This window comes from Virgibacillus siamensis (genome assembly GCF_039522605.1).
GTDB lineage: Bacteria > Bacillota > Bacilli > Bacillales > Amphibacillaceae > Lentibacillus > Lentibacillus siamensis.
The window spans coordinates 213,478-237,062 of the sequence record NZ_BAAADS010000006.1 but is presented as its reverse complement, the minus strand read 5'-3'; the positions used below and the strand labels follow the sequence as shown (position 1 = coordinate 237,062).

The following is a 23,585-nucleotide window of genomic DNA, read 5'->3' as shown; positions in this document are numbered from 1 at the left end:
TGTTTCTGAAAAATCATATCATTCTGCCTGCAATTATTTTATACTATTAATAGAGATTTGCAATTAAATGCAGGAGGTAATAGTTATGGTAAACACAGCCGATCGTTGGGTGCGTGCCGACGTCCCAGCCGAATTAACATGGGATTTAACCGATTTATTTGAATCAAATGAAGCATGGGAGAATGAATTATCCGTGCTGCAGGCACACGTTAGTGAAGTTACCCAGTATAAAGGAAGAATGACAAAAAAGGCTTCCAACCTGTTAAGTTGTTTGGAGGCGCTGGAAAATTTCCAGGAGCGCCTGATACGGGTGGCTGCGTATGCAAGTTTAAAGGCAGCAGCAGACGGATCTGACCCAGCAAATCAGGCAGACTCAACAAAAGTTTCTTCCGTATTGGCTACAATCGGGTCAAAAATTTCCTTTGTAGAATCTGAACTGCTTGAATTGAACCAAAACGATATCGAATATCTTTTGGAAAAAGAACCGAAACTGCAAAATTATGAGAAGATGCTTCAGGATATTCTGGAAAAAAAGCCATATTCGCTTGCACATGACATTGAAGAAACACTGGCAGCTTTGAGCGAGATACATAATGCGCCGTATATGATTTATCAGCGAAGCAAATCATCTGATATGGAATTTGATTCAATCACTGGCAAAGATGGCGAATCGCTGCCAATGTCTTTTGCACTGTATGAAGATCGCTATGAACTTTCTCCGGATGCCGGGATCCGCAGCAGGGCATATGATTCTTTTGTCAAAACATTAAACAAGTACAAAAATACCTATGCTGCAACCTATGCCACTGAAATCACAAAACAGGCTACAATGGCGCGACTTCGTTCATATGACTCCGTGACCAAAATGCTGCTTCAGCCGCAGCAGGTTACAGAGGAAATGTACCACAACCAGCTCGATATTATTCAAGAAGAACTGGCACCGCACATGCGCCGGTTTGCACGTCTCAAAAAAGAAAAACTCGGGCTCGATGACATGCATTTTTACGATTTGAAAGCGCCGCTGGACCCGGAATTCAATCCGGAAACAACCTACGAGGAAGCAGCTGAAACGATTCTGGAAGCATTAGAAGTGATGGGTACTGAATACACTGAAATAATTAGAAAGGGACTCTATAACCGATGGGTCGATCGTGCAGACAATGTTGGAAAATCAACCGGTGCATTTTGCTCAAGTCCTTATGGTGTGCACCCGTATATATTACTTACGTGGACAGACAACATGCGAGGAGCGTTCATTCTCGCACACGAACTCGGCCATGCCGGACATTTCTATCTTGCCGGGCAGCATCAGTCCCTGGTAAATATGCAGCCATCCACCTATTTTATCGAGGCACCGTCAACGATAAATGAGCTGCTGCTCGCGAACCATCTGTTGAACAAAACAGATGATAAGCGGATGAAACGATGGGTTATCACCCAATTACTCGGAACCTATTACCATAATTTTGTGACCCATCTGCTGGAAGGTGAATTCCAACGCCGGGTATATGCATTGGCTGAAGAAGGAACACCACTTACAGCAGATATATTATCTACACAAAAGAAAGAAGCACTGCAAAACTTCTGGGGCGATGATGTTATCCTTGATGAAGGTGCCGAACTGACCTGGATGCGCCAGCCCCACTATTATATGGGATTATACCCGTATACTTACTCTGCCGGTCTGACTGTCTCAACCGCTGTTGCACAAAAAATCAGCGAAGAAGGTCAGCCCGCAGTTGACCGGTGGCTGTCTGTCCTCAAAGCTGGGGGATCCATGAAGCCCCAGGATTTGATTGAAAAAGCCGGACTCGACATGTCCAAACCGGATGCCATCAAAGAAGCAGTCGCATATGTCGGCAAGCTGGTCGATGAACTGGAAAAAAGCTATGAATGATTTGAGCAAAGCACTCCTGATTGGATTCAGGGGTGCTTTTATATTTTCTCTTCTCCCGATAAATTCGGGTGGTGCCAGGCACCACCCGAATTTTGTCAAATAACAAAAAACCGGTGCTGGATGATCATCATATCATCCAGCACCGGTTCCTCCATGTTAACCATGCAAAAATTCAAGCACCTCTTTAACCGCTTGTTCACCCTGTCCGATGCAGTCGGGAACGCCGACTCCCTCGTAGGAACTCCCGGCCAGATACACTCCCGGCAGCTCATGCTCCATGGCGGATCGGACATTGGTAATCCGCTGATTATGACCGACCGTATACTGCGGCATCGCATTTTTCCAGCGGGAGATTACACTGAATTCAGGTTCCTGGGTAATCTTCATTGTTTTCTTCAAATCATGCAGAACGATTTTGGTGATTTCTTCATCACTCATGTCAACAACAGACTGATCATCCGGTCGTCCGACATAGCAGCGCAGCAGCACTTTTCCATCAGGTGCAGCGTTTGGCCACTTTTTGTGGGTCCATGTACAGGCAGTTATGCGAAAATCACTGTTCCTTGACACAACAAAACCTGTTCCATCGATATCCCTCTTAATCGCAGAGGCATCAAACGCAAGGGCAACATTGGCAACAGATGTTGCGGGTACATCATGAAACGCGTTAAAGAAGTCATACTGGCTGAATATTTTTGGAACAGTATAATGTGGAGTCGCCAGCACGACTGCATCGGCCTTATACACGTCTCCATCACTGAGAAGCAAATGATAGCCATGTTCCTTTTTCTCAATATGATCAATCGCGGTCTTTAACGACACAACATCGCCCAATTCTTCGGAAAGCCGGTCAACCATTGATTCCAGTCCGCCTTTAAATGAAAAGAACACGCCGGTTTTTTTGCCGGACGATTTTTTATGTTTAGGGGTGGTTTTCCGCAGCCCCTTAATTAAACTTCGATGCTCCTGTTCCAATTCATAAAAGTTCGGAAATGTTGCCATTAAACTCATGTCATCAATGTTACCGGCATAAATTCCGGAGAGCAGCGGTTCAATCAGATTTTCAACGAGTTCATTTCCAAAACGGTGCCGGAAAAACCCGCCAAGCGTCTGATCACCTTTCTTTCCTTTTGGAAGCACAAAATCCATCCCTGCACGCAGCTTGCCGGCAGGGGAAAAAATTCCGGAAAATAAGAACGGCCGAACCTGTACGGGAATCCCCATATATGCTCCTTTAGGCATTTTGTGCAACTTGTTGTTCACCAGAATATAGGACTGGCCGGTTCCATTAGGGACAAGCTCTTCCTGCATGCCCAGCTCTTCCGCCAATTTGACGGCAGGTTGTTTTCTGGACAAAAATGAGTCGGGACCGCGTTCAATCGTAAAACCGTCCCGCTTCACCGTGCTGATTTTCCCACCTAGCCGGGAATCAGCTTCAAACAGGCGCACCTCATATGGCAAACCTTTCGCCTGTATTTCTTTTTGCAAATAGTAGGCAGCGGATAACCCAGTTACGCCGCCCCCTGCAATGGCAATTTTTTTCATTTCGCTCATTGAACTTCACGCTTTACTTTTTTCAAAACGACATTGGATAATGTCTCGATGAATTGTGGATGAACATTCGGCATTTCTGGACGGTGATACGCCGCACCAATTTCATCACACACGACTTTACACTCATAATCATTGTCATACAGTACTTCCAGATGATCGGCAATGAATCCGACAGGTGCATAAACAAATGATTCGTAGCCTTCTTTTTCATGAAGATCACGGGTTAAATCCTGCACGTCAGGTCCCAGCCATGGATCAGGCGTATTTCCTTCACTCTGCCAGCCGATTGCATAGTCCTTGATTCCCGCCTCTTCAGCAATCAAGGCGGCTGTTTCTTTCAACTGGTCCGGGTATGGATCACCGTTTTGCAAAATTTTCTCCGGAAGGCTGTGTGCTGAAACAATTAATACAGCCTTCTCACGTTCCTCAGCAGGCATATCATCATAAACCGCACGAATCTGATCAGCCCAATATTTGATAAATCCCGGTTCATTATACCAGCTTTCAACCGATTCAATCGTAATACCATGTTTTTCAGCCTCTTCACCGGCACGTTTATTGTAGGCCATCACACTGAATGTGGAATAGTGTGGTGCGAGGACAAGTGAAACGGCTTCCTGAATACCATCTTCCGCCATCTGTTGTACGGCATCCTCTATAAACGGCGCAATATGTTTCAAGCCAATATAGACGCTGAATTCTACTTCATCCTGTTTAGCATTTAAATTACTTTCCAGTGCTTTTGCCTGTTCCTTCGTAATCCTGGCCAGTGGCGAAATGCCGCCGATTGCCTTGTAGCGGTCTTTTAAATCTTGCAGAGCCTCTTCAGAAGGCTTTCGTCCATGCCGGATGTGTGTATAATACGGCTCAATATCTTCTTCCTTATTTGGTGTTCCATATGCCATTACTAGTAATCCAACTTTTTTTCTTTCCATGTCAGCCACCTCTTCTGTTCAAAATTATCGTTTTGAATAGGTATGAATAAGTTCGGTCAGTTTCTTCAGTGTTTCCGGGTTCACTTCCGGTGTTACGCCATGCCCTAAATTGAAAACATGACTGCCATCCTGAATCGACTGCCTGAGAATTTCTTTCGTTTTTTTCTCAATTGTTTCCCAATCAGAAAGGAGTATCGCAGGGTCAAGATTACCTTGTAAAACCTTCGTAACCCCCATTTCACGCGCTTCTGTTATCGAAGTGCGCCAATCCAATCCGATGACATCCACCGGCAGATCATTCCATTCCGGAAGCAAATGCCTCGCTCCAACACCAAAGACAATCAGTGGTACATCCTCATTCTGAAGCTCCGCAAAAATCCGGTTCATAACCGGTTTAATATAAAATCGATAATCAGCGGCATTCAAAGCTCCAACCCATGAATCAAAAATTTGAATGGCTTTGGCACCTGCTTCAATTTGCGCCCGAACATAAGAAATAATCATGTTGCCCAATTTATTCATTAACGTAAACCATACATCTGGCTTGCTGTACATGAGCGCCTTGGTTTTAGCATAATTTTTCGATGGTCCGCCTTCAACCATATAACTTGCCAGTGTAAATGGAGCACCGCTGAACCCGATCAGCGGAACATCAAGCTGTTCTTCACTGAGAAGGCGGATTGTATCCAATACATACGGGACATCCGCTTTTGGATTAATCGCACCCAGTTTTTCCACATCCTGAATGGTTGATACAGGATTATGAATAACCGGACCGATTCCTTTTTTGATTTCCACATCAACACCAAGAGCCGGTAATGGAGACATGATATCTTTATACAAAATTGCTGCATCAACACCATAATGCTCGACCGGCAATCTTGTTACATACGCACAAAGCTCCGGTTGATGTGTAATTTCAAACAGCGAATACTTCTCCTTCAATTTCCGGTACTCCTTTTGCGACCGGCCAGCCTGCCGCATGTACCAGACAGGCGTGTAATCTGTTTGTTCACCTTTATAAGCCTTTATAATTGAATCATTAATAGTTCTCGTCATTGGTTTCACCCTCTTTAACTACTGAGCATCTATTACTATATCGATTTCCATTTGCGGTGTATAGCAAACAGGGAATATTGTCATCAATTTGTTTAAATTACAGGGATATTTCCACTGTGTTGGATTTCTTACCTTCCATTTTTGTCAATGGGTTATATGGGACTACATAATAAGCGGAAGGGCGGAACAGGTTCACGCTGTCGATTATATATTCAGACTTCCCTTTCACTTCCCCGACACGTTCATCGATTCCTTTTTCTTCACGGTAAATGCGGTAAACAATACGCTCATCCTGTGATCCAGTCCAATTCAACTTTCCCTGAAAAAAGGAAAATCCGCCAAATGCAAGTTTCGATTTCAAATTTATATTATCCGGCAGTTCAATCGGTTCCGGCAAACCCTCCACCTGATCAGGCTTAGTAAAGGATGCTGCAAGGTTTTTCGTTTTATCCAGCTCCGAAAAAATAGCTTTTGTCAGTCGAGTCGGGTATTCACTTCCGGCGGTGAGGTAATGGTTCTTGTCAGATGTACCATATCCCATCCATAATGCACTGACATATTCAGGTGTGTACCCGACAAACCAGGCATCCTTATATTCACCTTTCACAAATGGATGCTCCGTTGATCCAGTCTTACCTGCCAGTGCCTTGGCATACTCACCAGCGCTCCCGGTTCCATCTTCCACCACTTGTGTCAGCATTTCGGTCATATTCCATGCTACCTGTGGGCTGAACACCTGTGTTTCGTCCGGATTGGCCGTAAAAATCATTTTCTGCTCCCTGTTATAAATCCGGTTGATAGCAGTTGATTCGATGGCCTTACCTCTGCTTGCAAATGTCCGGTAGCTCTCGGCCATCTGAAGTGGCGTCAGTCCGTCACTCAAACCTCCGAGAGCAATCGCCAGACCTTTATCCTCGATATGAATGTCCATCTGCTGCAGATATTCTTTAGCATATGAAATCCCGATTTGATCCAGAAGCCAGACTGCCGGGGCATTTTTCGATTGGACAAGCGCGTCATAAATCGTGACCGCCCTGGCATACTGATCATCATAATTTGTTGCTGTATAGTCATTTATTTCGATTTTTTGATCCGGAATGATCGAATATGGCCGATACGTTTCCTTCATCATCGCCGGTCCATAAACGGCAATAGGTTTCATCACGGATCCGGGCTGACGTTTAACGGTCACATGGTTCAGATCCCCAAGCTGATAGTCTCGTCCACCGATTGCGGCGGTGATTTTTCCAGAATCCTTTTCCATCATGACAAAGGCTCCCTGTACGCCTTTCGTATTCCCCGGGAAAAAACGGTCTTCCTTGAAGTTCTCATAGGCAATTTTCTGGGCTTTTTTATCCATGTTGACAATAATCCGATATCCGCCCTGTTTCAGGTCATCAATCGATAAATCATGCTCTGTTTGCGCTTCCTGCAGCACGAGGTCAATATATCCGTCTGCCCATGGGTTTGGCTTATCTTCCCTCAGATTTAATCCCAATGATTTATCCTGCGCTTTTTTCCGTTGTTCCGTCGAAATTTTCCCGGTATCATCCATAACTTGCAACACCAGATTTCGGCGCGATAATGCTTTATCAGGATGATCAATCGGCGAATAGCCATTCGGTCCCTTGGCCATGCCGGCAAGCAATGCGCCTTCCGCAATGGTCAGGTCATTGACTGATTTTGAAAAATAGAACCGGGATGCTGCTTCCACTCCATATACACCTTGTCCAAAATAAATTTCATTTAAATATAATTCCAGAATTCGCTCTTTGGAAAGCTCACGCTCAAGCTGAATGGCCGCCATAACTTCTTTCGTTTTCCGCATCCAGGTTTTGTCATTGTGCAGGAACAAATTCTTGGCAAGCTGCATCGTAATGGTACTTGCACCTTCCACTTTTGACATTGCGGCAATATCTTCAGCAACCGCCCGGATAACCGATCTGAAATCCACCCCTTCATGTTCGTAAAACCGCCTGTCTTCAATGGTGACAAACGCCTCCTGCACATGTTCGGGGATTTTGTCGATACTGACAGGAATCCGGTTCTCTTCAAACAGTCTGCCGATAACCTTTCCATCGGCCGTTTCAATGGTAGTGGTTGCATCAAGGGTCAATTCGTCCTTATCAACAACAAGTGTACCGCCGAATAATACAGCAGCATAGCCTGTCAGCACCAGTACAGCAACAATCGCGAATGAAAGTACCAGCCACTTTATCCTTTTCATTTATCCACCTCTAATTATTGTACTTGTATAGTATACGACAGATTTCGCCATTTAAAAAGCAATAATATCTACTATAAATTAATAATCATTATAATTGACTAACATTGCCGGAATGAGGGTATGATGAGAGAAAGAGATTTTGGAAAGGGGATACTATATGAATGCATTTATGACAAAAGGTACATTTGATTTTTTAAAAAAACTGAAAGACAAACACCCGGACCTTGAATTATTTTATATGAACGGGGAAGGCAGCACACTTGTTTACTATGAATCTGATAAAAAGAAAAGCATCTTTGCATCCGGACGTGATTTTGAAGCAATCCTGCAAAAAGGACAGATTAAAAAGAAAGGCTATGTTGTAATGAACAACATTCCCGTCACAGAAGAAGGTACGGCTGTTTTTGAAGAAAACTTCCGCAATCGTCAGCAGCATGTCGATTCATTCGCCGGTTTTCAGGCATTCCGACTGCTCCGGCCCCAAAAAGGCAATCAATATGTTGTGTTGACACAGTGGGCGTCAAAAGAGGATTTCGAGGACTGGAAAAACTCCGATCAATTTAAAAATGCACACAAAGACGGAAATGTTAAACAGCCGGCATATTTCGCCGATCGTCCTTTCGTAACCAGCTACCGGATGATCGACCCGGATGAATAAAGCTTAATCAGGACTTATAGAGTGATACAAGACAAAGCGCTTCAGCCGTCATCAGGCTGAAGCGCTTTGCGGTCACATTCGAAACTGTAATCCTTAATAATACCTTCCACAGCAGTGACAATGATTCTTCTCCTCTTTCACCTTAAAAAGATCAAAGCATCTGCAGGAACCATGATTGTGTTTTTTCTTGTTAAAAAAGTCACAACCGTATTCCTTTTTCTTGCAAGGATCATGACAATAGTCTTTCTTCCTGCAAGGGTCATGGCAATAATCTTTCTTTCTGCAAGGATCATAGCATCCGTAATGCTTTTCCCTGTTAAAAAAATCGTAATCGTGGTCTTTCTTTTTACAAGGATGACAGCAATTACAATCGCTAAAACGCATCAGAAACCCTCCTCTACTGTTCATTCAATTTATTTTATGAATGTGAATCGCTTTTCGACTGGACAGGTTTCGTTTTTTCCCTACTATATTTGTTTAGTCAATCTTTTATCGATCAACATATTCTGTAATAGATTGAAACTTAAGTGGGAGGATTTTTTATGTCGAAAATACATGCAAAACCAGTGCGGGGGTTGCGTATATTCCCGGACTATAAATGGTGTGGACCAGGTTGCAGCGGACCCGGATCCCCCATTAACGATACAGATGCTTGCTGCAAGGAACATGATGAGTGTTATCGCAGGTCCAAATCAAAATGCAGATGTGACCGGGCATTTCTTAATTGCCTTCAACCAAAAGTAAACCGCCACAGTCGGGAAGGGAGACAGGCTGCCACTATGTACAATTATATGAAACTGCAACAACTGTTCACTTGTGCAGGTCGCAGGCGAAACTAAACGAAAGAACAAAACAGAAAAATTGTCTGACATAAAGAAGACTGCCGCAATATGTGCAGCAGCCAATCCATAGGAAAGCTCCCCCTGTATATTTATCTATTTATCTGGCAGTAGTCAGGCTACCTGTACTTTCTCTTACCGCAATATACTCCGGTCGTTCCTTTCCGCCGGAGAATGGTTCTCTCAAACGGTTCTCCACACTGTTATACACCATAAATAAATTGTTGCGCGGATAAGGCGTCATATTACTTGTCGACCCGTGCATGGTATTCGATTCAAACAGTGTGATGGATCCCGCTTTCCCGGTTGGCACGGATATCCCACTGCCTTTTTTGGAAAGGAATCGGAGACTGTCCTGATCAGGAACGCCCAGTTTCTGTTTTTTCAACGAGTCTTTATAGTTATCATCAGGCGTTTCCCCTACACAACTGACATAGTAGTTTTGGGACCCTGGTATAAGCATTAAAGGCCCGTTGAATGTATAGTTGTCCGACAAGGCAATCGACAGACTGACAGCCCTCATCCGCGGCATGCCATCCTCTACATGCCAGGTTTCAAAATCCGAATGCCAGTCAAATTCTTTTCCTTTAAATCCCGGTTTATAATTAATGCGGGACTGATGTATATATACGTCACTTCCCAAGAGATGATTTACAATGTCAAGAATGCGCTTGTCATAGGCAATGTCCTTGAAATAATTGTCATCCCGATGGACATGAAAAATGGAACGGATATCTTCGCTTTCCGGCTCACGGATGACCTTGTCCGAGCTGACATCCTTGTTTGAGTCCTGCAATTCAAAAATAGCTTTCTGCATATCTGTTACTTCTTTATCAGAAAAGAAGTTCTTAATCTGCAAAAACCCATTTTGTTCATAGGAATCAAGTTGTTCTTTTGAAATAGGAGCCTGATTATCTTTAGATCGGTCTGTATACATTACAGGATCCTTCCGCTCCAAAATTGACGGTTGGTCATTTTTTCTTGAAGGATAGAGATCTTCCATAAATAAAAACACTCCTTAACCAAAATTCTCATGATTATTAAGTTTTTTTATATACCTAAGCATCCCAAAATACAGGGAAGCTTTCCCAACATTAAACGACATATACTCCTTCTAATTAGTTGGTAAAAATCCTAATATACTGACTCTTCTAATACAATTATACAAATTAAGACATAAAAATCAACCATTGTACTTAATTCTTGATTTTGTATACCGCAAAGTTCTCTCGGAAAAAAACGTATGTGGAGTACAAATTATAAAGAAGCCAATAATAATGTTAGATTGAATTATGGATTAAATACTGATTGCAAAGGATTGTTTGCTATGTCTATTCTTCATGATAAAAAACCACTGAACGAAAAATTCTACTATCAGCCGACACTTGAACTGGCAAAGGCTTTACTTGGCTGCCTGCTTATCAAAGAAACGTCTGAAGGAACTGCGGCAGGATTTATTGTCGAAACAGAAGCATATATAGGGCCGCTTGATAAGGCCGCTCACAGTTATAATAACCGGCGCACAAAACGAACAGAAATCATGTTTGGTCATCCCGGTCATGCCTATACCCATACAATGCATACACACTGCCTGATCAATGTTGTCAGTGGTGAAAGCGGAATACCAGAGTCAGTCCTTATTCGAGCTGTTGAGCCTTATACAGGACATGAGCTTATGGAAGCGAGAAGACCGAAAGCAAAAAATAAACGGGAATGGACTAATGGTCCAGGCAAATTAACAAAAGCACTTGGAATTACCATGGCTGATTACGGGCATCCGCTGAACCACTCCCCCTTCTGGATTACCACTGGATGGACCGTTGAGCCCGACATGATTATGGCAGGTTCGCGAATCGGGATCAGTAACTCCGGTGAAGCAAAAGATTATCCATGGCGGTTTTGGATTCATGGTAACCATTATATATCCAGGTGAGTATGAACGCTTTAAACATCGCAAATGGCCGGATACAGAAGCCCTCATTTCGGTTATGTTTGTGAATTACGTGAATGGTACGTTTTTGTTTTTTTTACGAAGGGATCTTAGCTTTATACAGCGGGTTTGAGCTTTTGTTCAGCGGGTTTAGGAGTTTATTCGGCGGGTTTAGGAGTTTATTCGGCGGGTTTACCCATTTGTTCGGCGGGTTCAGAAATTTATTCGGCGGCTTTGCCCATTTGTTCAGCGAGTTTGGGAGTTTATTTTCCAAAAGTCCAGCAGCAATCTTAAAAACATTGACAAATTTACCTGGCCCTGCGTATACTTTTTAAAGTATACTTTTTTTATCGGAATAATGTAATTTGAGGAGAGGGTCAACATGTTTCTTCAGATGGATGGTGTGAGCAAACGCTTTATCGGACGGGATCAGCAGCCTTTTAACGTATTTTCAGATATTAACCTAAGCATACCTGAAAATCAATTTGTATCTATCCTGGGTCCATCCGGTTGTGGAAAATCAACCCTATTATCGATGGTGGCTGGACTTGAAAATGCTACCAATGGGGCCATATCACTTCAAAACAACGTAATTACTCAGCCTGGACGGGAGCGTGGAATGGTTTTTCAGCAGCCTTCATTATTTCCATGGCTTAATGTCCGGGATAACGTTACATTTCCACTGAAAGGGATAATGACAAAACACGAAGCGAATGAACGCGCGGATGATTTTTTGAAAATGGTTCACTTAAGTCATTTCAAAGATAATTTCATCTATGAACTTTCCGGGGGAATGCAGCAGCGGGTTGCGATAGCACGAGCACTGGCCATGGATCCCAAGGTTTTATTAATGGATGAACCATTCGCTGCTTTGGATGAACAGACACGGCATATTTTGCATGATGAACTGATTCGGATTTGGGAGCAAACACAAAAAACCATCCTGTTTGTAACTCACAGTATTCAGGAAGCTATTAAACTATCAGATCGCGTTATCGTAATGGGAACACTGCCAGGCCGGATTATCGCTGACATTGAAGTGGATATCCCAAGACCACGTAAACGGGAAGACCACCAGGTGATTGAAATTGAAAAAAAGGTGATGGGCTTGCTTGAAGGCGAAATTGACAAAGTATTAAAGGAAGAGCTAACCAATGAAAATTAATATCATCGTTAAACGTATTTTATTTTTAATAGCGGTCATCGGAATATGGCAACTGATTTTTGTTACAGGCGTTTTTCCGGATATTATTTTACCTTCACCAGCACAAATAGCTACAGCCTTATTTGAAGGATTTACAAGCGGCGATTTGGTTCAAGCATTGGGGGCAAGTCTGAAACATCTACTGATTGGTTTATCATTGGCCATTTTATTTGGAACCATTCTAGGTGTGATTTTCGGCAAATCCAATCAAGCGGATGAAACAGCTGGAATGTACCTGATTGCATTGCAAAGTATTCCAAGCATTGTGTGGGTACCGCTTGCGATTATGCTGTTTGGTTTTTCCGAATTTGCTGTTGTTTTTGTCGTAGTATTGGGCGGTACATTTGTGATGGCGTTAAATGTAAGAACGGCCATTCACAACGTTTCACCACAACTCATCCGGGCCGCCAGAACAATGGGAACACGCGGCTTCAGTCTATTCCGCCGTGTTGAAATCCCTGCCAGTATCCCCTATTTCATGCAGGGTGTCCGACTCGCCTGGGCATTCAGCTGGCGTGCACTCATGGCAGGTGAATTACTCAGTAATGGCCCTGGACTCGGCTATTCACTGCGCTATGCACAGGATTACGCCCGCATGGATCAGGTTATCGGAATAATTATCATTATTGGAGTAATTGGTGCAGTAGTTGACCAGCTTGTATTTTCAAAATTGGAAAAGAACGTGATGCAACGATGGGGATTACGAACAAAAGCTTAAAACCTGTCCACACTCAAAAATAATTCGGCAAAATTCAGGTGGCGACACCAAAAAAAGGGAGAGATCAAGATGAAAAAACTTATTTTATTGGCTTGCGCTGCTATATTCAGCTTTCTATTAACTGCATGCGGAGGAAATGACGAACAAGCGAGTGCTGATGGATCAAAGGAAATCACCATTGGCTACTTTCCGAATATTAATCATGTTGCCGGCATGGTTGCTGAAGAAAAAGAGTTATATTCTAAAACATTACCGGGTGGAACGACGGTTAATTATAAATACTTCCCTGATGGTTCAGCCTTTATGACTGCGATTGAAACAGGAGAAATTGAAGGCGGCCTTGTCGGACCAGGTCCTGCCATGAACCATTTTACAAGCGGCGCAAAAATTAATGTTGTTGCTGCCGGTTCAACAGGCGGTACCGTCATTATGGCAAGAAAAGGCACTAATATTGAAACACCGGAAGATTTAAAAGGACATTCATTTATTTCGCCACGCGTCGGCTGTACACACGATGTTCAATTTGAAACGATGATGAAGGAAGAATACAGCATTACCTCGAAGCGGATTGGCGGAACCATGAAACATGTTACAGGAAAACCAGCAACCTACCACCGACTGTTTAAAACTGAAAAAGTAGATGCTGCAACTGTACCGGAACCATGGGCATCCGTTATTGAGGAAAAAGGCAGCGGTGAGGTTCTTGTAGATACCAAAAACGTCGCATATGGCCAAACATTGCCGGCAGCCGTGTTTGTAACGTCCCAGGATTTAGTCGAAAACAATCCTGAAATGGTTCAAAACATTGTTGATGCACATAAGAAGGCAACAAAATTCATTCAGGATAATCCGGATAAAGCCAAACAGATCGCAATCAAGAAAATCAAAGAAATCACTGATCAAGAACTTTCCCCGTCTGTTATCGACAATGCCTGGGAACGAATCAACTTCACATATAAAGTTGATGGTGATGTACTGCAGGATTTCGCAAATTCTTCCTACCAGCTTGAATTTTTAAAAGAAAAACCGGATTTGGAAGGATTGGTGAATACAAGTTTTATTCAAAAATAATAAATGCAATTTAAAAAGCAAGCCGGGATTAACCCTGGCTTGCTTTTTTAGCAGTTAAGTATAAACCTTTCTTACTGTATAAGTGCAACTAAGGTCGTCACCTAAAACCATGGTGACAACCAAGTTTTCTAATCACCGCTGTCCTTATATTCGTTGAAAAATGATGTGAATAATTCTTTGGACTGCGCACCATTTACGCGGTCAACTTCTTTTCCATTTTTGAAATAAACTAATGTCGGCGTACTTCTTATCATGTATTTGGGCGCCATTTCCGGAAATTCAATCAGGTTCAATTTTTTCATATCCACATTCATATCTTTTGCCAGCGGTGCCAGCATTGGTGTGGTTTTTTTACAGTGCGGGCATGTCGGACTGTAGAAGTAAACAAAAAGCCCTTCACCGCTGTTCACCTTTTTATTCAATTCGTCAGGCAGAATCTGGTTTCCGTAATATGGGCTGTCTAGTTGATCAATCGTCGCCTGATGGAGATCATCTTTGCCATACGGATTATTCTCCATCGCCTGATCATTCTTATAATCGATGACAAAATAAAGTCCAGCAAACAAGATGACAATAACAATCCCAAAAATTATCATCTTTTTTTTCATATTATTTCCCTCCTTGCTGTTTCATCAGGATGATATGTAAAACAAAGATTACAATGAATGCAACTCCAGCCATAAAAGGAATAGTGATGAATCCAAAGTAATTTACATACTCAGCATTACACGGCACCAACCCGCATGAATTACCGGCATCGGCTAATGCAGGCAGTTTTTGCACGAGATAATGATAAATAGAAACACACATGCCGATTCCACTCAATATAAGACCAGGCAACGCAACAGATATATCTTTTTTGATGGCAGCAACACCATATATGATAACCAGCGGATACATCAATATCCGTTGATACCAGCATAACTCACAGGGAACATACCCCATGATTTCCGAATAAAACAGGCTTCCCAACAGAGCAATTAATGATTGTGCCCAGATGAGCATAAGCAGTGTTTCATTTGACTTGGAATTTCCCATACATAAGCTCCTCATATTATATTACTTCAATATTATACAGGGAATTCTACAGGAAAATCAAAAATGAAATTTGAAAATACTAATTTTCTTCTTTGGATAAGGCATTTTTGTGAACATATACAGCTGCTTGTGTACGGTCATGCACATCAAGCTTTGATAAAATATTGCTGACATGGGTTTTTACCGTTTTAATCCCAATATAAAGGTTATCGCTTATTTCCTGATTCGTCAGCCCGTCACCGATACACAAAAGCACTTCCAATTCACGCTCCGTCAATTCTTCATGCGCTTTTTTCGGACCGCGCCGAAAATTGGTCATCATTTGGCCGGCAACTTTTGGCTCAATCACATTTTCACCCGCTGCCGCCTTTTTAATCGCCGCAGCGATTTCTCTGGCAGAAGATGTTTTTAAAATATAGCTGAACGCACCCGCTTCAATCGCAGGAATAACCTGTTCATTGTCATAATAGCTCGTTAAAATAATAATTTTGCATGAAGGCAGCTCTTTCATGACTTTTTCAGTCGCCTCAATCCCGGTACCATTTTCCATGATAAGATCCATTAAAACAACATCCGGCTTTGTTTCCAAAATAATACTTGCTCCGTTATTCCCGCTGGACGCTTCCCCTACAATTTCAATGTCTTCTTCCGTTCGTAAATAGGAAACGATGCCTTTGCGGACAATTTCATGGTCATCCACTACCACTACACGTACCATTGTCCTCCCCCTTTTAGCATGGAATCCGTAAATCGATATACGTTCCTTCCCCTTTTGTTGACCTGATGGCAAACGTTCCGCCAAGTTCTTCCGTACGCTCCCGCATTGTTTTTAATCCATATGATGTTTTGCGTCCTGTATCTTCTTTTACATTAAAGCCTGCCCCATTGTCACTGATATGTACAAATAATTCCTTCGACCGGACAGACGCTTCAATCGTTACATCAGTTGCTTTCGAGTGCCTCAACGTATTTGACAGCGCTTCCTGGATAATCCGAAAAACATGCTCTTCCACCGTATCCGATAGATCCAGTTCATCATCGATTACAACGTTAAACCCCATTGCTGTTTTTTCCATTAACTCATCAATCAGCTTTTTAATACCGGTTCTGAGCGGCTCTCCGGACAAATGAACCGGACGCAGATGCAGCAGCAATGCACGCATTTCCGTTTGAGCTTTCAAGGCGCTTTCGGCAACATCCTGGAGCTGTTCTTTGGCGACGGCAGGATCAATTTCAAGCTGACGCAATGACGCCTCTGACATCATCGTGATCGCGAACAATTGCTGACTCACCGCATCATGCAAATCCCGGGCGAGCCGCTGCCGTTCCTCGATTACGGCTGCCTTATGCGCTGATTTAGCAAAATCCGCTTTCTCATCGGCCATCCGCTGCAATGATTTCACTTGATTTTGCAATTTCCCGCCAAGCTCATTCATTTCATTGCCGATCCGTGTGATTTCATCGTTCTCATTAAAATAAATCTTTGAATGATAATTTCCATTGGCAAATTGCGTGATCAGACCGGATAAATAATCAAGCCGCTCCTTCATTTCACCACCTGTTTTGAACCCGGCGTAAAACGAAATGACAACACCAATCAAACAATATAATAAGATGAAAATAAAAATACCAAATGCTGACAGCCAATCGGGTGAAATCAGAACGTACACGGTCAATAACAATGATAACAAAATGACGGTCGTCAGAAATACTGCATATAAATGGGAACGGATATACATATAACGGATACTGCTCAGTTTTTGCAACATTTTTTTCCGCCCCCTTCTATACGGTTACAACCCGTATGGATCCTGCCTTAAGATTAACGTGTATATCCAATTTTTTGACCGAAGAATGATATTCCTTCGTTTCATACCGCAGGCGCCTGTTGATCCCTTCCGCTTTTTTCCCTACTATATCAATATCACCGGCTTTTGCCGAGGCATCCACTCTAAAAGCAACATTTTCCGGAATCAGAATATGCACATCCCCTGCCAACGATTTAATCGAAATCGGGGTTTCTTTTTCCGGAATAAACGCTTTGGAAAAATCCATGTAAAAATCGCCGGCCATGCTTTTCAGATTCATCGGTTCCACTTTCCAGTTCGGCTGACTGTATTCATGTTCCCCAACTGAAAAATAACTGCTGTCATATTCTGTCTTTGCTCCTGAATCGTCGCCATCCGAGCTATACGTAACTTTAACCTTGCCTGGCTTCCTGATAAACGAAAATCCAATATACACAATCAGCAATGGCCACAACTTCATAATATCCCAAAAATGGAATGGGATGACATCAAACCTGTCAAGAAGCAACAGTGAACCAAAGATAAAGAAAAATGACCCGAAAATCCAGCTGCCGCCCTTATGTCTGATTTTATCAACCATCCATTTCAATCCGAACAGAACGAAAATGGATGGATAAATATACAGCCACGCATTATCCATATTTATATCAACAACACCAATATTTGCCAAGACTAGCGCTGCACCGGCAAGTATCAGTATCCCAGCAAACAGAAACCGAAAAAACCCGCCCATTGCCATCCCCCATTTCTTCTATAGTCAAGTTACTTTTATTGTAATGGTTTGTCTTTATACGTGGAATGACCTCTGGAATGTTTTTGCCTCAGACTTAAGACGGAGACCCATTGCGTTTTCTTTGCACAGACTTATGTAAAAAAATCAGTGCAAACAGACAGATGTCCCCGAAGAAGAAGCCACCAAGCACGTCTGTCAGGTAGTGTACATTAATAACGTACCTGCTGATTCCAATCAGGAAAATAAGTAATAAAAAGCTGACATGCATGATTATTGCCGTTGTGTTATGTTCAATTTTTTTGGCAAGGAAGTAGGAAAGCATGCCATAGCATACGGTTGACATCATCGCGTGGCCGGAAGGGAAACTGTATCCTTCTGCATCAGCCGCAGCAAACAAACTTGGCCGTTCCCGTTCCACCACAACTTTTATCAAAACATTTAATCCATGACTGGACAAGGTTCCTAAACCGAATATCACAGCAGGAAGAAAGTCGCGGTAGATCCACCATAAAACAACAGACATAATAATGGTGAACAGGGTTAAAAACGTTCCCGAACCAAGTTCCGTAATCCAACGGAAAATTGTAAAAATATCCGATCCGGCCAGTTCCGCAACAAGTTCTCTCGTCCATTGATCTACATATAAAATATGACCGCTTACAAGCTTGACAACCCAAATCCCCATTATTACAGCCATTATACTAAATAATATGAGCAGTAGAGAATAATCTTTTTTTCGCACGTACAAAACCTCCTTTTGTAATCATACCTTATAACAGGTTTTAAAAAAATAATTTAGGGAATTGTATATATATAATGAAATTCATGAAAGGTTGGGATACAATGGATCAGGATTTACAAACTTTGATAGATGGTCTCAATGAAGACCTCTCACATGAATATGCAGCAGCAATACAATACACGTACAGTGCATCGGTAGTAACAGGATTGTACCGTTCTGCTTTAAAACCGTTTTTTGAGAATGAAATAAATGATGAAATGGGACACGCCCTATATCTGGCCGAAAAAATTTATAATATCGGTGGAACACCAACGACAAAAGCAGCCGAAATCCCACAGCCAACAGAAGTGAAAGATTTACTCGAAGCTTCCCTTCAATCGGAGAAAGATACGATTGAGCGCTATGAAAAACGCAAAAAACAAGCAGACGGACTGGGATACACGGAACTGGTCGTAAAGATTGAAGACATGATAGCCGATGAAACACACCATAAAGAAGAAATTGAACGATTACTCGCAGACCCGAGAGTTTCTTGAAGAAGAATTGAAACGAGGATTACTGTATTGCAGTAATCCTTTTTAATTTGAATACCAATAAAATGTTGGCGTTGGAACGGCAAGAATTTTGTTCTCCCTGATAAATCCGATCTTCTCCCGATAAATCCATTCTCCTCCCGATAAATTTCTACCACTGTATCCATTTCCTTCATAACACCTCATAATAAGATGTTTCACCTTTTTAAAATAGCGTTTAATGTTATAATTATAAGAAAATAATAAAAGGAGTTGATCATTTGCTGCAGGATATACATAAACAGCTGGATGAATATTATTCCGAGATGGTGGAGATTCGGCGTTATCTTCATCAGTATCCGGAACTTTCTTTTCAGGAAACGAAAACGGCAAAATATATTGCTGATTTTTATAAAGAATTGGGAATTCCATACGAAACGAATGTTGGAGGGAATGGCGTCATTGCTACACTAAAAGGTGGCAAACCGGGAAAAACCATTGCACTGAGAGCCGACTTTGATGGACTTCCGATTCAGGATCAAAAGGATGTTCCCTACAAATCAAAAGTGGACGGTGCTATGCATGCCTGTGGACATGACGGCCACACTGCGAGTCTGCTTATTCTTGCCAAGACCATGAAAGCTTTTCAAGAACAATTACCAGGAACGATTGTGTTTTTGCATCAACACGCAGAAGAATATGCTCCCGGCGGCGCAAAACCGATCATCGAATCGGGTGCACTGGATCATGTTGATGCCGTTTTTGGAACACATCTGTGGGCAACAACCCCATTTGGTGTTTTACAGACGTCAAAACACGCATTCATGGCTGGCGCTGACCGGTTTCATCTTACTATCCAGGGGAAAGGCGGCCACGGCGGCTATCCGCACGAAACAAAAGATGCCATCGTAATTGGTTCACAAGTTGTTTCCGAACTGCAGCAAATTGTCAGCAGGCGGCTTGATCCGCTGGAAACAGCAGTTATCACAATCGGACAGTTTAATGCGGGGTCAGCTTTTAATATTATTGCTGATACTGCAGAACTCGTCGGGACAGTACGGCATTTAAATACGAACGTCCAGGAACAGGTTATTCAGGAGATCGAGAAAATTATTAAAGGTGTTTGTGCGGGGCATGATGTCACGTATGATCTGAATTATGAAAAGGGCTATCCGCCGTTGATTAACAATGAACATGAAGCGGAACTTGTTTTGAAAGCAAGTGAAAAAGTACCGGAAATCAAACAGGCAGAAATTGTAAAACCTGTAATGGCTGGGGAAGATTTCGCTTATTATACGATGGAAAAGCCCGGGGCGTACTTCTTTACTGGGGCAAAAATAGAAGGTCAGGGCTACCCGCACCACCATCCGAAATTTGACATTGAAGAACGCGCATTGCCGGTTGCCGCCAAAACACTGATTACCGCATATTTTGATTTTCAGGAGCAGAGTTAAGTTCAGAAAATGCGAGCTGATAGATGTGAAAGATTATGTTTTTCTGTATGACAGCCATGTTGCACTGATGCAGTAAGAAGAGGTTGTATACTATCCGCTCAAAAAAACGAAACCATCTCACCAAGAGACGGTTTCGTTTTTTTTAGGCTATTTTTTTCTTTACATAACGGTTCTGAAAAATGTAGTTAAATGTTATTCCGGCGGCTAATACAAGTAAAGCACCAAGCCACTCTCCCATTCCAAGCAGCAGCACTGTAAAAATAATCGTCTGCAGGAGTGTCAACTGAAACAGCAGTTTCAATAATGACTGCTGCCTGACCTTTAATGCGACAGGATACAAATCAAGCCACATAACGGTGCGGTGATGATGATACAGGGTAATCATCTGAAAGCTGCTCATATAGATAAACAGCAGCGCAAAAATAGCTTTCATCCACAAATTCGGAATAAAGAAAATAAACAATCCGCCGATTACAATCAGCCTAAAATACATTCCAAGATAATCCACACTTCTGATAAACGAAATCCGGTACAGGTAATCAAAAGTATGTTTTTGGGCGAATGGTACGCGGTTGACTATTGACACGAGCCAATGTCTTCTTTTAACCCGGTTTTTTAAATGTGGAACATCGGCAAACATATTAGCAATCCGATAAAATGTCTGCATACGGCTTTGATCTTTTTCCAACAGTAAATCCCACAGGAGACCCGCCTGTCTTCTCGAAATCATCAAATCGTATAAAAAAACCAAAACAAACAAAAACGTTGTGATGCCAGCAAGCAGCATTTCACCTTTAACAAGAAAATAAAAAACAGCCATATTTAATAAAGTGCGGGCAAGCAAATCAACCTGACGGATGCCTGGTTCCCTAATTTTCAGCATCCACCAGTTGGTCAACATATTCCACAGTTTAAAAATCAGCACAACTGCCAGCGTCAATATATATATGTTACCGGCCCGACCCGGATATGCAGCAAAATACAATGGTCCAAAAGCTCCTCCGGCAAGCAGCAGTACATAAAGCTGCACAACAAAACTGTAAATGATAGCATTACGAAAATATGCATCCATTTTCGTTTCGGCCGGTATCAGAAAAACCAGATCAGGTTCCTGCAGTAAAGTACGGACAGGACTATAACTGACCAACAGTCCGAATACAATTCCTGCGATGAGCGCCGTCGGGAAATTATCCGGAAGATCCATCAGCCACTGCTGGTAATAATAAGCCATCGCTGCCACGAAAAAAAACATGGCGAATGCGATGTGCCCATTAAATATGTAACGTGTGTACCGGCTCAGCTCCTTGAAATGGGCAGACAGCCGTTTCTTGAAAAAATCATGGGAATCAAACATGACGATCTTCCTTTGTCAACCGCACATACAAATCATCCAGCGCAGCATCAGGCATATTGAATTCCTTCCGAAGTTCCTCCAATGTTCCGGCAGCACGGATTTCCCCATCGTGAAGGATAACAAAACGGTCACATTTCCGTTCAGCTGTCGCCAGGATGTGTGTGGACATCAACACACCAGAACCATTGGATTTCATGCTATCCATTAATTCCAGATAAGATTTGATGCCAAGCGGATCCAACCCGACAAATGGCTCATCCACAATATATAATGGCGGTTCAATCAAAAATGCACACATAATCATCACTTTTTGCCGCATCCCTTTTGAAAAATGAACCGGAAACCATTTCAGTTTTTTTTCCATCCGAAACTCTTTCAGAAGAGGCTGGAGCCTTTTTTCAAATACATCTTCCGGAATATCATAAGCCATTGCGGTAAGTCTTAAGTGCTCGTACAATGTGAGTTCATCGTATAAAATCGGCATCTCCGGTATGTATGCCATCTGATTTCGATAGCTTTTCGGATTTTCCTCAAACGTTTTTCCATTCACGGAAACAGTGCCTTTTTTGGCTTGCATTAAGCCGATTACATGCTTAATTGTGGTGCTTTTCCCAGCTCCATTCAAGCCAATCAGGCCAACAATCTCACCCGGAAAAACATCAAACGAAATTCCGTGCAAAACATTCTTATGTGTATATCCGCCATGCAGATCACCTATATGCAACAAAGATTCCACATATTCTCCTCCTAAACGTCACTTATTAAAATTTTACCATGTTTGCATGGCAATGCCAAAATAAACTCTTCCCGCTGATCCGACATTTTTTGGCAAATATGACGTTCGCCCAAAGGTTTGGCGAATATCATTTTTCTAATGTATAAAAATCACCCAAACCAACCACAATAGGTAATGAAGTTACGAGGATGTTCCACTGTGATACAAAATTCGTGTTCAAACACAAATGAGGTGTCTGTGATCGGCAATCTAACGAAATAACCGTTTTTTGCCAGCGTATCCCCGTAAAATGTTACGAGGATGTACACTGTCATACAAATTCGTGTTCAAACACAAATGAGGTGTCTGTGAAAGGCAATCTAATGCAATAAACGTTTTTGCCAGCGTATCCTGTAAAAAGGATTCTGCCAAAATAAGTTTTATTTGTAATCAACGTTAATCGATTATCGTTAACAATCATTACAAAGTCCCCAACATTAGAATTTTGCAAGTCATCCTCTTGCTTCTGTAACAGGCAGGTCCGCATCAGCGGGCTTGACCTGTTAATTTTATGTCTATACAATTAGTGTTAGAAAAACTCGGAATTTGCCTTGTCAAATGCCTAAGTTTTTCTTATAAGGTCAACCTTAACTTATACTTCTGACGTTATAAAGAAAATGAGGAGTGATATTTCGTATGGCTCACGAAGATTGTATTTTCTGTAAAATCATTAATGGAGATATTCCTTCAGCAAAAGTTTATGAGGATGACAAGGTATACGCATTTCTTGATATCAGCCAGGTAACCAAAGGACATACACTTGTTATTCCAAAAACACACACCAAGAATATTTATGAAACACCGCCGGAAACAGCAAGTGAGTTATTTTCCCGGGTTCCAAAAATTGCCGCTGCCATTAAAGAGCGCTACAACCCGATTGGGATGAATCTGCTTAACAATAATGAAGCACCGGCAGATCAGTCAGTTTTTCATTTACATATCCACATCATACCAAGGTATGACGATGGGGACGGTTTTTCATCCAATTGGACTACACATGGAGATGATTATTCCACTGAAGAACTTCAGCAAATTGCTTCTTCCATTAATGAAAAGATATAGTTCTTTTAGAAAATT

The 23,585-nt window shown here is 42.2% G+C and carries 23 protein-coding genes; 10 read left to right on the top strand and 13 right to left on the bottom strand.

Translation table 11 applies throughout. The features are described 5' to 3' along the window. Positions 1-85: 85 nt before the first annotated feature. Positions 86-1,897, top strand: coding sequence for an oligoendopeptidase F (gene pepF / locus ABD010_RS05415; protein WP_343810965.1), 1,812 nt, complete (start codon positions 86-88; stop codon positions 1,895-1,897). A gap of 156 nt (positions 1,898-2,053) precedes the next feature. Here pepF and hemY read toward each other — a convergent pair whose 3' ends face one another. From hemY to ABD010_RS05395, 4 genes are all read right to left on the bottom strand, one after another. Then, positions 2,054-3,451 (bottom strand): protoporphyrinogen oxidase, encoded by a 1,398-nt coding sequence (gene hemY, locus ABD010_RS05410; RefSeq protein ID WP_343810963.1) that lies wholly within the window; start codon positions 3,449-3,451, stop codon positions 2,054-2,056. Then, positions 3,448-4,386 carry a ferrochelatase gene (hemH, locus tag ABD010_RS05405; RefSeq protein ID WP_343810961.1) on the bottom strand — a complete coding sequence of 313 codons (939 nt, stop codon included), beginning with the start codon at positions 4,384-4,386 and terminating at the stop codon, positions 3,448-3,450. Before hemH ends, hemY begins: the two co-directional genes overlap by 4 nt. A 24-nt stretch (positions 4,387-4,410) precedes the next feature. Further along, positions 4,411-5,445 (bottom strand): uroporphyrinogen decarboxylase, encoded by a 1,035-nt coding sequence (gene hemE, locus ABD010_RS05400; protein ID WP_343810959.1) that lies wholly within the window; start codon positions 5,443-5,445, stop codon positions 4,411-4,413. 97 nt (positions 5,446-5,542) lie between these two features. Further along, on the bottom strand, positions 5,543-7,672 hold the full coding sequence (locus ABD010_RS05395; RefSeq protein WP_343810957.1) for a transglycosylase domain-containing protein: 2,130 nt from the start codon (positions 7,670-7,672) through the stop codon (positions 5,543-5,545). A 157-nt stretch (positions 7,673-7,829) separates the two neighbouring features. Between ABD010_RS05395 and ABD010_RS05390 the strand changes: the two genes are divergently transcribed. Together ABD010_RS05390 and ABD010_RS05385 are read left to right on the top strand one after the other, a co-directional pair. Beyond that, entirely contained in the window at positions 7,830-8,330 is a 501-nt protein-coding gene (locus ABD010_RS05390) for an antibiotic biosynthesis monooxygenase family protein (RefSeq protein ID WP_343810955.1), read from the top strand. Positions 8,331-8,872: 542 nt separating this feature from the next. Then, positions 8,873-9,169 (top strand): phospholipase A2 family protein, encoded by a 297-nt coding sequence (locus tag ABD010_RS05385; protein ID WP_343810953.1) that lies wholly within the window; start codon positions 8,873-8,875, stop codon positions 9,167-9,169. Between the two features lie 100 nt (positions 9,170-9,269). Here the strand turns inward: ABD010_RS05385 and thpD are convergent, their stop codons facing one another. Continuing rightward, positions 9,270-10,172 carry an ectoine hydroxylase gene (gene thpD, locus ABD010_RS05380; RefSeq protein ID WP_343810951.1) on the bottom strand — a complete coding sequence of 301 codons (903 nt, stop codon included), beginning with the start codon at positions 10,170-10,172 and terminating at the stop codon, positions 9,270-9,272. Positions 10,173-10,496: 324 nt separating this feature from the next. On the opposite strand from thpD, the gene ABD010_RS05375 reads away from it, so the two are divergent. The 4 genes from ABD010_RS05375 to ABD010_RS05360 all read left to right on the top strand — a co-directional run bounded on the left by ABD010_RS05375 (position 10,497) and on the right by ABD010_RS05360 (position 14,092). After that, complete coding sequence (locus ABD010_RS05375) at positions 10,497-11,102, top strand: DNA-3-methyladenine glycosylase (protein ID WP_343810949.1); 606 nt, start codon at positions 10,497-10,499, stop codon at positions 11,100-11,102. A gap of 379 nt (positions 11,103-11,481) precedes the next feature. Next, complete coding sequence (locus tag ABD010_RS05370; RefSeq protein WP_343810947.1) at positions 11,482-12,264, top strand: ABC transporter ATP-binding protein; 783 nt, start codon at positions 11,482-11,484, stop codon at positions 12,262-12,264. Next, complete coding sequence (locus ABD010_RS05365; protein WP_390351183.1) at positions 12,260-13,021, top strand: ABC transporter permease; 762 nt, start codon at positions 12,260-12,262, stop codon at positions 13,019-13,021. Before ABD010_RS05370 ends, ABD010_RS05365 begins: the two co-directional genes overlap by 5 nt. 69 nt (positions 13,022-13,090) lie before the next feature. Next, the gene (locus ABD010_RS05360; protein WP_343810943.1) at positions 13,091-14,092 is read left to right on the top strand and encodes an aliphatic sulfonate ABC transporter substrate-binding protein; all 1,002 of its coding nucleotides are present in this window, start codon (positions 13,091-13,093) and stop codon (positions 14,090-14,092) included. A 128-nt stretch (positions 14,093-14,220) separates the two neighbouring features. Here the strand turns inward: ABD010_RS05360 and ABD010_RS05355 are convergent, their stop codons facing one another. From ABD010_RS05355 to ABD010_RS05330, 6 genes are all read right to left on the bottom strand, one after another. Continuing rightward, a complete protein-coding gene (locus ABD010_RS05355; RefSeq protein WP_343810941.1) occupies positions 14,221-14,700 on the bottom strand; it encodes a thioredoxin family protein in 480 nt (159 codons plus the stop codon). 1 nt (position 14,701) lies between these two features. Further along, on the bottom strand, positions 14,702-15,130 hold the full coding sequence (locus ABD010_RS05350; protein ID WP_343810939.1) for a disulfide oxidoreductase: 429 nt from the start codon (positions 15,128-15,130) through the stop codon (positions 14,702-14,704). A gap of 79 nt (positions 15,131-15,209) precedes the next feature. After that, positions 15,210-15,848, bottom strand: a complete 639-nt coding sequence (locus ABD010_RS05345; protein ID WP_343810937.1) for a response regulator transcription factor — start codon at positions 15,846-15,848, stop codon at positions 15,210-15,212. Between the two features lie 13 nt (positions 15,849-15,861). Then, positions 15,862-16,899, bottom strand: a complete 1,038-nt coding sequence (locus ABD010_RS05340) for a sensor histidine kinase (RefSeq protein WP_343810935.1) — start codon at positions 16,897-16,899, stop codon at positions 15,862-15,864. 16 nt (positions 16,900-16,915) lie between these two features. Further along, on the bottom strand, positions 16,916-17,671 hold the full coding sequence (liaF, locus tag ABD010_RS05335) for a cell wall-active antibiotics response protein LiaF (protein ID WP_343810933.1): 756 nt from the start codon (positions 17,669-17,671) through the stop codon (positions 16,916-16,918). Between the two features lie 94 nt (positions 17,672-17,765). Further along, entirely contained in the window at positions 17,766-18,413 is a 648-nt protein-coding gene (locus tag ABD010_RS05330; protein ID WP_343810931.1) for a phosphatase PAP2 family protein, read from the bottom strand. A 101-nt stretch (positions 18,414-18,514) separates the two neighbouring features. On the opposite strand from ABD010_RS05330, the gene ABD010_RS05325 reads away from it, so the two are divergent. Both ABD010_RS05325 and ABD010_RS05320 read left to right on the top strand, forming a co-directional pair. Then, positions 18,515-18,949, top strand: coding sequence for a ferritin-like domain-containing protein (locus tag ABD010_RS05325; RefSeq protein ID WP_343810930.1), 435 nt, complete (start codon positions 18,515-18,517; stop codon positions 18,947-18,949). A 257-nt stretch (positions 18,950-19,206) separates the two neighbouring features. Further along, the gene (locus ABD010_RS05320) at positions 19,207-20,379 is read left to right on the top strand and encodes a M20 family metallopeptidase (RefSeq protein ID WP_343810929.1); all 1,173 of its coding nucleotides are present in this window, start codon (positions 19,207-19,209) and stop codon (positions 20,377-20,379) included. Between the two features lie 142 nt (positions 20,380-20,521). Here ABD010_RS05320 and ABD010_RS05315 read toward each other — a convergent pair whose 3' ends face one another. Further along, positions 20,522-21,733, bottom strand: coding sequence for an ABC transporter permease (locus tag ABD010_RS05315; RefSeq protein ID WP_343810927.1), 1,212 nt, complete (start codon positions 21,731-21,733; stop codon positions 20,522-20,524). Then, the gene (locus tag ABD010_RS05310) at positions 21,726-22,469 is read right to left on the bottom strand and encodes an ABC transporter ATP-binding protein (RefSeq protein WP_343810925.1); all 744 of its coding nucleotides are present in this window, start codon (positions 22,467-22,469) and stop codon (positions 21,726-21,728) included. Before ABD010_RS05310 ends, ABD010_RS05315 begins: the two co-directional genes overlap by 8 nt. Positions 22,470-23,144: 675 nt before the next feature. Between ABD010_RS05310 and ABD010_RS05305 the strand changes: the two genes are divergently transcribed. Beyond that, positions 23,145-23,570 (top strand): HIT family protein, encoded by a 426-nt coding sequence (locus ABD010_RS05305; RefSeq protein ID WP_343810922.1) that lies wholly within the window; start codon positions 23,145-23,147, stop codon positions 23,568-23,570. Positions 23,571-23,585: the final 15 nt, after the last annotated feature.

Bases quoted from the DNA above. Each gene is read 5' to 3' on its own strand.
- pepF (WP_343810965.1), top strand. From the start codon at position 86: ATGGTAAACACAGCCGATCGTTGGGTGCGTGCCGACGTCCCAGCCGAA.
- hemY (WP_343810963.1), bottom strand. From the start codon at position 3,451: ATGAGCGAAATGAAAAAAATTGCCATTGCAGGGGGCGGCGTAACTGGG.
- hemH (WP_343810961.1), bottom strand. From the start codon at position 4,386: ATGGAAAGAAAAAAAGTTGGATTACTAGTAATGGCATATGGAACACCA.
- hemE (WP_343810959.1), bottom strand. From the start codon at position 5,445: ATGACGAGAACTATTAATGATTCAATTATAAAGGCTTATAAAGGTGAA.
- ABD010_RS05395 (WP_343810957.1), bottom strand. From the start codon at position 7,672: ATGAAAAGGATAAAGTGGCTGGTACTTTCATTCGCGATTGTTGCTGTA.
- ABD010_RS05390 (WP_343810955.1), top strand. From the start codon at position 7,830: ATGAATGCATTTATGACAAAAGGTACATTTGATTTTTTAAAAAAACTG.
- ABD010_RS05385 (WP_343810953.1), top strand. From the start codon at position 8,873: ATGTCGAAAATACATGCAAAACCAGTGCGGGGGTTGCGTATATTCCCG.
- thpD (WP_343810951.1), bottom strand. From the start codon at position 10,172: ATGGAAGATCTCTATCCTTCAAGAAAAAATGACCAACCGTCAATTTTG.
- ABD010_RS05375 (WP_343810949.1), top strand. From the start codon at position 10,497: ATGTCTATTCTTCATGATAAAAAACCACTGAACGAAAAATTCTACTAT.
- ABD010_RS05370 (WP_343810947.1), top strand. From the start codon at position 11,482: ATGTTTCTTCAGATGGATGGTGTGAGCAAACGCTTTATCGGACGGGAT.
- ABD010_RS05360 (WP_343810943.1), top strand. From the start codon at position 13,091: ATGAAAAAACTTATTTTATTGGCTTGCGCTGCTATATTCAGCTTTCTA.
- ABD010_RS05355 (WP_343810941.1), bottom strand. From the start codon at position 14,700: ATGAAAAAAAAGATGATAATTTTTGGGATTGTTATTGTCATCTTGTTT.
- ABD010_RS05350 (WP_343810939.1), bottom strand. From the start codon at position 15,130: ATGGGAAATTCCAAGTCAAATGAAACACTGCTTATGCTCATCTGGGCA.
- ABD010_RS05345 (WP_343810937.1), bottom strand. From the start codon at position 15,848: ATGGTACGTGTAGTGGTAGTGGATGACCATGAAATTGTCCGCAAAGGC.
- ABD010_RS05340 (WP_343810935.1), bottom strand. From the start codon at position 16,899: ATGTTGCAAAAACTGAGCAGTATCCGTTATATGTATATCCGTTCCCAT.
- liaF (WP_343810933.1), bottom strand. From the start codon at position 17,671: ATGGGCGGGTTTTTTCGGTTTCTGTTTGCTGGGATACTGATACTTGCC.
- ABD010_RS05325 (WP_343810930.1), top strand. From the start codon at position 18,515: ATGGATCAGGATTTACAAACTTTGATAGATGGTCTCAATGAAGACCTC.
- ABD010_RS05315 (WP_343810927.1), bottom strand. From the start codon at position 21,733: ATGTTTGATTCCCATGATTTTTTCAAGAAACGGCTGTCTGCCCATTTC.
- ABD010_RS05305 (WP_343810922.1), top strand. From the start codon at position 23,145: ATGGCTCACGAAGATTGTATTTTCTGTAAAATCATTAATGGAGATATT.